The sequence below is a fragment of the Streptomyces roseus genome, from assembly GCF_001044425.1.
Taxonomy (GTDB): Bacteria; Actinomycetota; Actinomycetes; order Streptomycetales; family Streptomycetaceae; genus Streptomyces; species Streptomyces roseus.
In genome coordinates, this window is the sequence record NZ_LFML01000162.1 from 34844 (window position 1) to 43171 (window position 8328).

Sequence of the window (8328 nt, forward strand, 5' to 3'; positions counted from 1 at the left end):
TCTGCGTCACCAGCCTTCGGGGCGGTAGGAGACGCAGGCGGCGCTGGGGCCGGCGCCCGCGGCGACGAGGAGCAGCCGGTCGCGGCCCCGGGGACGCGGGGCGGCCACGGCCCGGAGGTAGCCGAGGATCGGGGCCGCGGTGTGCGGCTCGCCCTCGTCCCGGGCGCGTTCCCCGGCACCCGGGCCGACCACCAGGGTGCGGTCCAGGTCGATGCCGTGCTCGCGGGCGTACCCGGCGGTGCAGGCGGCGGCGAGGGCGGCGCGCCGCGCGCCGTGTCCCTCCGTACGGCGGACCGTGATCCGGGAGCGGCCGTCGCCGCCCGTGGCCGCGGTGTCGAGGTACCCCTCGGTGTCGGAGGGACCGTCGCCCGCGTACGAGGAGACGGGGCCGAATCCGGCGCCGGGTGCGGCGCTGCGCTGGAGGAGGAGGGCGCCGCCCAGGTCCGCGTACGGGTAGTCGGGGTCGCGGCGGGCGTCGCCACCGGGGTGGACGTCCGCGGCCGTGATCAGTACGCGTTCGGCGCCGGCGGTGTCCAGGAGGCTCTGGGCGAGCTGCACGGCGTTGAGGACCCCGCAGGCGCCGTTCATGAGGTCGAAGGAGAAGCCGGATGCGGGGGCCGGATCGGCCGTGTAGTCCAGGTTGACGCCGACCTCCTTCTGGACCAGGGCCGCGAGGGCGGGTTCGAAGGTGTTGGACTCCCGGTAGACGCCGACGTTGATGAGGACGCCGACGGATGACGGGGAGACCTGTGCCCGCGCCAGGCAGGCGCGGGCGGCGCGGCTCGCGAGTTCGACGGCGGAGGCGGGGCCCGTGCCGTGGTGCGTGGTGGTGCGGGCCGCGGCGATGACCATTCCCATGGTTCAGACCCCCATGTTCGTGATCGTGGCCGACAGGGCGCCGGTCACCACGCCGGAGGCGGCGGGAACCATCAGGAACCGGGATCCGGCGCGGGCGGTGCCGGCCCGCAGGTGCTCGCGCAGCGTCAGGAAGTGGGAGGTGGTGGCGGTGTTGCCGTACTTCTCTACGGTCGCGAGGGAGGTGGGCATCGGGGCCTCGAACTCCGCCTCGGCGGTCTGGTTCACGTAGTCGATGAACCGGGTGCCGACCTGGTGCTGGATGACGTAGTCGAACGCCTCGTCGGTGAATTCCCGGCCCTGCTTGGCCAGGAGGTCCCGGTGGAAGCGCGGCCAGAGTTTGAGCCGGTCGCGGTCGTGCATCTTCTTGTTGTCCGTGTAGAGGGCGATGCCCTGACCGCGCTCGCTCGGCATGCCCATGCACAGGTGCGCGTACGCGGAGCAGGTCATCAGCTCGATGTAGTGGATGCGGTCGGCCTCGTCGGTCGAGGCGTCCAGGACGACGGCGGCCGCCGAGTCGCCGACGGAGAGCGAGGCGAACTGCGGGTCGTAGGAGTCGGTGATCTCGCGGGCCGCCGTCTGGGCGACCGCGGTGGCCTGTTCGCCGCTGACGACGAGGCCGTTGCGCACGGCGCCGGAGCGGATCATGCGGTCGAGCAGGTGGACGCCGGTCATCATGCCGGCGCAGGCGTTGGACACGTCGAAGTGGACGGCCCGGCGCGCGCCCAGCTCGCGCGCGAGCACCGCGGCGAAGGACGGCTCGAAGGTGAAGCGGCCGCCATCCGTGAACCGGGTGATGGAGGCCGATATGACGACGTCGAGGTCGGCGGCCTCGTAGCGGGAGGCGGTGAGGCAGTCCCGCGCGGCGGCCAGGGCCATCGAGAAGGAGTTCTCCGCTGCTGCCGGGTCCGGGTCGCATACGCGGCGTTCGGCGATTCCGGTGATCCGCCGGAGGTCCGCGTCACGGACGGCGGACATGCCCTCGGTCAGCTCGCGGTTGGTCATCACGGTCTCGGGGAGGTGGGCCCCCAGGGCCTCCAACCGGCTGTGGCGATCCAGTGTGCTGGTGTTCATGCTTCGCGTTCTCCATGGATATCCCCGTTACAGAAAGCGAAGTTACCGTAGCGTAGGGATCAGTTCACATGTCCCGCAAAGGGACTTGAACGGTGCAGATGGGTCGATTACCAGCCAGGCACCCCATGGACCACATTTCGCCAGTACCCGGACCTGGCCCCTCCCGCCACTCCGATCTCCGGCCGGAACATCACACTGGGTGCGCGAAAGCTGTCCGGAAGCACTCGGTCCGCTCGGCCGTCCGGTTGCCGGGCACGCGCCTCGGGTGAACTCGAACGACATTTTCCGTAGGTTTGTGCAACCCGATGGTCAAAAAACGCATCCAAACAGGGGAACCCACTCCCCTGACCCCATCCGATCTGCCCGCCCGAGGGCAGCCGCACTGTTCGGAGCGAAGTTCGTGCACGAGTACCCGCAGCCGCAGCCGCAGCAGCCCAGGCGACGATCCCGCAAGAAGGTGTGGATCGGCTCCGCGGTGGCCGTGGCCCTGCTCGCCGGTGCCGGTGCCGGATTGGTCTACTGGACCACGGACTGGTTCGACGGGAACGGGGAGGCCGTCAGCTACGCGAAGCCCTCCGCCGGAGCGGACGAGGGCCAGACCGACGGCAAGGGCACCGGGGCCGGCGGCGTGCAGCAGCCCGCCGCGCCGAGCACGGACCCGGACGTGTCCCTCCCCACCGGCCCGGTCACCGAGTTCAAGCAGACGGTCAAGCTGGAGGACGGCACCCGGATCTCCAAGGCCAAGGTGAAGGGCGCCAAGTCCGGCTTCGAGGGCAGCGTCTGGGTGTGGACGCCCAAGGAGTACGACCGTCCGGAGTACGCGAAGAGCGCCTTCCCGGTCATGATCGCGCTGCCCGGAGGCAACGGGAACGCCGACAACTACTGGGCGACCATGCCGCAGCTGGGCCTCCAGAAGGCGGTCGCCGAGGGCGCTGCGGCCGGCAAGAGCCTCCCGTTCATCCTGGTCATGCCGATCCTGAACCCCGACGCCAGGTACTACTACGACGGCTCCGACATCCCCGGCCAGGCCAAGATGGGCACCTGGATCGGCGAGGACGTGCCCGACCTCGCGCGCGCCAACTTCCGTACGTACAAGTCCCGCGACGGCTGGGCCTTCATGGGCAACTCCTCCGGCGCCTTCGTCGGCCTCAAGCAGCTGCTGCAGAAGCCGGACCGCTTCCGGGCCGTCATGGCCAACGGCGGCGAGATCGTCCCGGACTCCCCGCTCTGGAAGGGCCACCAGGCGGAGATGGACGCGAACAACCCCGAGAAGATCGCCCCGAAGCTGATCGGCGACAAGGGCCCCGAGGTGAACGTCTTCTTCCAGTACGGCACCAAGGAGGGCGGCCGCGACCGGATGGAGAAGTTCCAGCAGCAGTTCGGCCAGGGCCCGATCAAGGTCACGATCCACGAGATCCAGGGCGGCGACCACAACGGCTGGGACTACGTCCGGGGCATGAAGGACGGACAGTTGGAGGAGCTCAGCAAGGTGATGAAGGGCCCGAAGCCGCAGTAGGGGAACCGTCGTCACCGCGGACCGCCGGGCCGGGGGGCCGCCGGGGCGCGTGGCTCCGGGCCGCGTGGCCGCCCGGGTACTTTCGGCTCGGGCCCCGGGCGGTTTCCGCGACGAAAGTTGATCGTGCGGTCCTCCTCCGTACGGACGAGGACGGCGGTACGGGTCGCTAGCGTGGACCGCATGACCAGTGAGGCGGGGGACGGTGCGGACGGGCACCGGTGGGGGCGGACGGCGGCGGGGATCGCGGCGGGGGTGCTCGCCGCGGCCGGCGTGCGCGCGGTGTTCTGGCGGCTGGGCCTGCACCCGGGGTTCGGTGCGGCCTGGCTGTCCGGCAAGATCGCCGTGAAGGTCGGCTTCTTCGTGGCCGCCGGAGGCCTGGCCGGTGTGAGCCTGTGGTGGCAGGGGCGCCGCGGCGCGCGTTCCCCCGGGCCGGAGGAGAAGGACTGAGGCCCGGGCGCGGACCGTCCTGCGAGCCGTCGCCGACCCGGCGGCGATCCGGCGGGACCGGGGTCAGGCAGTGGCCGCGTGGCGGTCGAGGGCCGCGAGTACGTGGTCGCGCGTCGCGGCGCCGCCCAGATGGCCCGCGTCCTCGACGACGACGAGCTCGGCACCGGGCCAGGCGCGGGCGAGTTCCCACGCGGTGCCGAGGGGCCCGGCCATGTCGAGTCGGCCGTGGATCAGAACACCCGGAATACCGGCCAGCCGGCCCGCGTCGCGCAGGAGCGCACCCTCCTCTAACCAGGCGCCGTGGGAGAAGTAGTGGGAGCAGATGCGCACCAGTGCGAGCCGAGCGGCGGGCGGCCGGTCCCCGTACGGGGCGGAGGCGCCCTTCGTCTCGCCGGACAGGACCGCGTCCTCCCACGCGCACCAGTCGGCCGCCGCCTTCTCCCATACGGCGACGTCCGGGTGCTCCATCAGGCGGGCGTACGCTCCGACGACGTCGCCGTCGCGCGGGGTGCCGGGGACGCCCGCGAGGAAGCGTTCCCACTGCTCGGGGAAGAACCGGCCGGCGCCGCGATAGAGCCAGTCGATCTCCGAACGGCGGGTGGTGGTGACGCCGGAGATGACGATCCCGGAGACCGCCCGGGGGTGCTGCTCGGCGTAGGCCAGGATGAGGGTCGAACCCCAGGAACCCCCGTACAGCAGCCAGCGGTCGATGCCCAGGTGCCGGCGCAGCCGTTCCATGTCGGCGACGAGGTGCCCGGTGGTGTTGTGCCGCATGGCGGCCTCGGAGTCGCTTGCGTGGGGCGTGCTGCGACCGCAGCCGCGCTGGTCGAACAGGACGACCCGGTACCGGTCCGGGTCGAAGTACCGGCGTGCACCGGGGTGGCAGCCTGATCCCGGCCCGCCGTGAACGACGAGGGCGGGCTTGCCCTCCGGATTGCCGCACACCTCCCAGTACACGTGGTGGCCGTCGCCGACGTCGAGCATGCCCCCGTCGTACGGCTCGATCGGCGGATACAGCTCGCTCATGGCCGGCTCCCCTCACCTCGAATGCAACGGCGCTGTTACATTCTGCCGTGTGGCCATCCCTCCCGACGTCCCTGCGCACCCCGGCCCTGTTCCCGGCCCCGGCCCCGAGTTGCTGGGGACGCGGCTGCGTCATCTGCTGGAGCTGTTGGACGGTGACGTCGCGTCCGTCTACGCGGACCTCGGGCTGGACGGGTTCCGCCCCCGCTTCGCGCCGGTCGTCCGTGTTCTGGCCGCCTCGGGCCCGAGTTCCATCCGGGAGCTGGCCCGGGCCACCGGTGTGACCCACTCCGCGGCGAGCCAGACCGTGGCCCGGATGGCCGGGGAGGCCCTCGTCTCCTTCGCTCCCGGCGCGGACGCGCGGACGCGCATCGTCCGCCTGACACCGAAGGCCGAGTCGCTGCTGCCGGTGCTGGACGCCGAATGGGCCGCCACCACGGCCGCCACCACGCGGCTGGAGGCGGAGCTCTCGTTTCCGTTGAGCCGGCTCGTCGGCGAGGCCGTCGAAGCGCTGCGCCGGCGGCCGATGCGCCTGAGGATCACGGACGCCGCCCCGCACCTCGGAAGCCCGGGCGAGGACCTGTCTGTGTAACAGGAATGTATGAGCGGGCGGTCGGCGGGAACGGTTCACCGGGTCGGAAGGGTCCTGGTGCTTGGAAACGCCCGCTGGTACCGACCGCGACTCGTGTCGACCCGTACCGCGCGGGCTGCGCCCCCGACTGATACCGAGGAAGAGACGATGCGCGTTCACAAGCTCACCTTCGCGGCCCTGGCCGTCGCCGCGAGTCTCTCGCTCACGGCCTGCCAGAACGGCGACGGCGGCACGGAGCAGGGCGGCCCGTCGTCCGCTTCCACCCCCTCTTCCGCCTCCTCGCCGTCCTCCCCGAGCGGTGGTCCGAGCTCGGGGAGCGCGGACCAGGGGGGTGGCAAGGACTCCGCCGGGAAGGGCACGGCGGGACAGGGCGCCGCCGCCGGTTCCGGTTCCGGTTCGGGCGGGAGCGGCACGTCCGGCAAGTGCCGTACCGACGAACTGGCGATCACGGCCGTGGACAGCACCATCGGCGGGGACGCCGAAGGAACCGTCGCGGTGACGCTGAAGAACCGCGGCAGCCGGGAGTGCGCGATCTCCGGGTACGCGGGCGTCGACCTGAAGACCAACTCGGGTTCGCTGTCCGCGAAGCGCACCGGGCAGCAAACCGGGCCGGGCGTGCTGAAGCCCGGGAAGTCGGTGTCCTTCGGCATCAACTACCCGCTCAACACGTCGGGCGGCTCCGGCGTCCGCGTCACGGGACTGGTGGTCACCCCGCCCGACGAGACGAAGTCGGTCACCCTGGAGTGGCCGGGCGCCGCCACGCTGCCCGTCACGGAGGGCGGCGGTTCCCCGGTCAAGGTCGGCCCGATCGGAAGCGCCGGTCAGGGCGAATGACCCCGTCACACAGCGGTCCGGGCCGCCCCCCGGGCGGTCCGCCGGTGACGGTCACCCGGCGCGGCGGGCGACCGTAGACCGGCGCGGCGGGCGACCGCGCGTCGCGTCCCGGTTCAGCTGTGCCGGGCGGCGGGGTCCGGGACGGACGCCCGGCGGGCGTGCAGCACGTGCGCGTCCAGGGGCAGGGGGCTGTGGCCGACGAGTTGCAGACCGGCGTCGGCGAGCAGGCGTGCGTAGTGGTCGGCGCGGCGTTCGCGGCCTCCGACGTTGCACAGCATGTGCAGGTCCCAGGCGGTGGCCAGCGAGGGGGAACCGTCGGCGGGCAGCAGGCGTTCCACGATCAGCAGGTCCGCGTGGGCGGGCATCGCGGCGGCCAGATGGCGCAGGATCTCGCGGCAGCGGTCGTCGTCCCAGTCATGCAGGACGCGGGAGAGGACGTAGACGTCGCCGCCGGGCGGTACGTCGGCGAAGTCGCCGGCGCGGTAGTCGCAGCGCGCACCGCAGCCCGCGGCGTCGAGCAGGCGGCGGGCGGCCTCGACGGCGTGCGGGCGTTCGAGGAGGATGCCGCGCAGGCGCGGGTGCGCGGTGAGGATCCGGCCGAGGAGTTCCCCGTTCCCCCCGGCGACGTCGACGACGGTCCTGGGTCCGGGCGCCGCGGCCGCGGCCGTGACGACCGGGTGCTCGGGGAGCGGCTGGAACATCCGTGAACTGGCGGCCATGGACCGGTCGAAGAGGTCGGCCAGTTCGGGGTCGCGGGCGAAGTGGTCGAAGTGGTTCTCGCCGAAGAGGTGGTCGAAGGCCGGCCCTCCGGTCCGTACGGCGTGGTCGAGTTCGCCGAACGACCGGTAGAAGGGGCCGCCGTACATGAGGGCCAGCGGCCGCATCGATCCGGGCGCGTCCGCGCGGAGCAGGGCGCCGAGTTCGGTGAGGCGGAATCCCTCCTCCTGGTCGGGGGCGGGGGTGACGGCGCCGAGCATGGCCAGGTAGCGCAGGAGCGTGGCGAGACCGCGGGGGTGCGCGCCGGTCAGCAGGGCGAGGTCCTCGGCGCTGTGCGCGGTACGGGTGTCCATGGCGTCGGGCAGGCCCAGTCGGGCGAACACGGCGAACGCCTGCGTCGTCCACGCGCCGGTGAGGAGCTGAAGGAGCGTTTCGGCGGGGGGTCGCGCACTGCTGACGGGGTGGTCCAGGTGGGCGGCGAGGGCGGCCCGGTGGTCGCCGCGGGCGTAGAGCTCCAGGCGCCGGTAGCCGCAGGCCGGATCGGCGGGGGTGGTGAAGTACAGGACGGTGCCGTCCTCGTGCGGGTTGTAGCCGCCACCGTCGGGGCGCGCGCCGTGGCGGACGAGGATCGCGCACAGGCCGCGCAGTGCGAGCGGGTCCGAGTGCTCGATCTCGAAGGCGAGGTGCGCCTCGTGCCGGCGGGTGCGTTCGTAGGCGGCGATCCGCTCCAGGCCCGAGTGCGGGGGCACGGTCAGGGCGAACACCTCGACGGCGCGGCGCTCGCCCGCGCAGCCGTGCACCTGGGGGCGCAGGATCCTCACGTCGAGCTCGGCCGGGTCGCGCCGGTGGCGTCGGGCGAGGCGCTCGCGGACCACCACGCTGGGGTGGGAGGGGGTGTCCGGGGCCAGCCCGCAGTCGGCGAGCTGGGCGCGCAGGGCGTCCGCGTCCGGCGGGAAGAGCAGCAGCCCCGCGTGGGCGAACCGGCAGTGCCCGGCGAGCGCCCGCAGGTCCGGTCCGCCGAGTCCGGGCAGGAGGAGGGGCAGCAGGGCGGCGCTGTCGTGCTCGCGGACGAACCCGGCTGCCGCGCGCAGGCGGGCCGTGTCGTCGTCCAGGAGCGTCGTTTCGTCGGGGAGCGTCGTCGTCATCGTGGGCGTTTCCTCGGGCCGGTACGGGGCGGAGCAGGGCAGGGCGAAGCGGGGCGGGGCGCTGCATGGTGAAGGCGGACGGGACGCGGGGCGGGGGGTGAGCCGGGGGCGGGGCGGGGGGCGGG

8 protein-coding genes are annotated in these 8328 nt (G+C 72.8%); 4 read left to right on the forward strand and 4 right to left on the reverse strand.

Annotation, left to right across the window (positions count from 1 at the left end; genetic code table 11):
* Positions 1-6 precede the first annotated feature (6 nt).
* Positions 7-858 (reverse strand): beta-ketoacyl-[acyl-carrier-protein] synthase family protein, encoded by an 852-nt coding sequence (locus ACS04_RS34070; protein WP_048480743.1) that lies wholly within the window; start codon positions 856-858, stop codon positions 7-9.
* Between the two features lie 3 nt (positions 859-861).
* Positions 862-1929, reverse strand: a complete 1068-nt coding sequence (locus ACS04_RS34075) for a 3-oxoacyl-ACP synthase III family protein (protein WP_048480744.1) — start codon at positions 1927-1929, stop codon at positions 862-864.
* A gap of 400 nt (positions 1930-2329) precedes the next feature.
* On the opposite strand from ACS04_RS34075, the gene ACS04_RS34080 reads away from it, so the two are divergent.
* Together ACS04_RS34080 and ACS04_RS34085 are read left to right on the forward strand one after the other, a co-directional pair.
* Positions 2330-3445: an alpha/beta hydrolase gene (locus tag ACS04_RS34080; RefSeq protein WP_048480745.1), complete on the forward strand. Its 1116-nt coding sequence runs from the start codon at positions 2330-2332 to the stop codon at positions 3443-3445.
* Positions 3446-3625: 180 nt separating this feature from the next.
* Positions 3626-3892, forward strand: a complete 267-nt coding sequence (locus ACS04_RS34085) for a hypothetical protein (protein WP_048480746.1) — start codon at positions 3626-3628, stop codon at positions 3890-3892.
* Positions 3893-3955: 63 nt separating this feature from the next.
* On the opposite strand, the gene pip is transcribed toward ACS04_RS34085, so the two are convergent.
* On the reverse strand, positions 3956-4918 hold the full coding sequence (gene pip, locus ACS04_RS34090) for a prolyl aminopeptidase (RefSeq protein WP_048480747.1): 963 nt from the start codon (positions 4916-4918) through the stop codon (positions 3956-3958).
* 49 nt (positions 4919-4967) lie between these two features.
* Between pip and ACS04_RS34095 the strand changes: the two genes are divergently transcribed.
* Both ACS04_RS34095 and ACS04_RS34100 read left to right on the forward strand, forming a co-directional pair.
* Positions 4968-5507 (forward strand): MarR family winged helix-turn-helix transcriptional regulator, encoded by a 540-nt coding sequence (locus ACS04_RS34095; RefSeq protein WP_245236690.1) that lies wholly within the window; start codon positions 4968-4970, stop codon positions 5505-5507.
* A gap of 147 nt (positions 5508-5654) precedes the next feature.
* Complete coding sequence (locus tag ACS04_RS34100) at positions 5655-6341, forward strand: DUF4232 domain-containing protein (RefSeq protein ID WP_048480748.1); 687 nt, start codon at positions 5655-5657, stop codon at positions 6339-6341.
* Between the two features lie 113 nt (positions 6342-6454).
* Here ACS04_RS34100 and ACS04_RS34105 read toward each other — a convergent pair whose 3' ends face one another.
* Positions 6455-8203, reverse strand: a complete 1749-nt coding sequence (locus tag ACS04_RS34105) for a methyltransferase (protein WP_048480749.1) — start codon at positions 8201-8203, stop codon at positions 6455-6457.
* Positions 8204-8328: the final 125 nt, after the last annotated feature.

Bases quoted from the DNA above. Each gene is read 5' to 3' on its own strand.
- ACS04_RS34075 (WP_048480744.1), bottom strand. From the start codon at position 1,929: ATGAACACCAGCACACTGGATCGCCACAGCCGGTTGGAGGCCCTGGGG.
- ACS04_RS34100 (WP_048480748.1), top strand. From the start codon at position 5,655: ATGCGCGTTCACAAGCTCACCTTCGCGGCCCTGGCCGTCGCCGCGAGT.
- ACS04_RS34105 (WP_048480749.1), bottom strand. From the start codon at position 8,203: ATGACGACGACGCTCCCCGACGAAACGACGCTCCTGGACGACGACACG.
- ACS04_RS34070 (WP_048480743.1), bottom strand. From the start codon at position 858: ATGGGAATGGTCATCGCCGCGGCCCGCACCACCACGCACCACGGCACG.
- ACS04_RS34085 (WP_048480746.1), top strand. From the start codon at position 3,626: ATGACCAGTGAGGCGGGGGACGGTGCGGACGGGCACCGGTGGGGGCGG.
- pip (WP_048480747.1), bottom strand. From the start codon at position 4,918: ATGAGCGAGCTGTATCCGCCGATCGAGCCGTACGACGGGGGCATGCTC.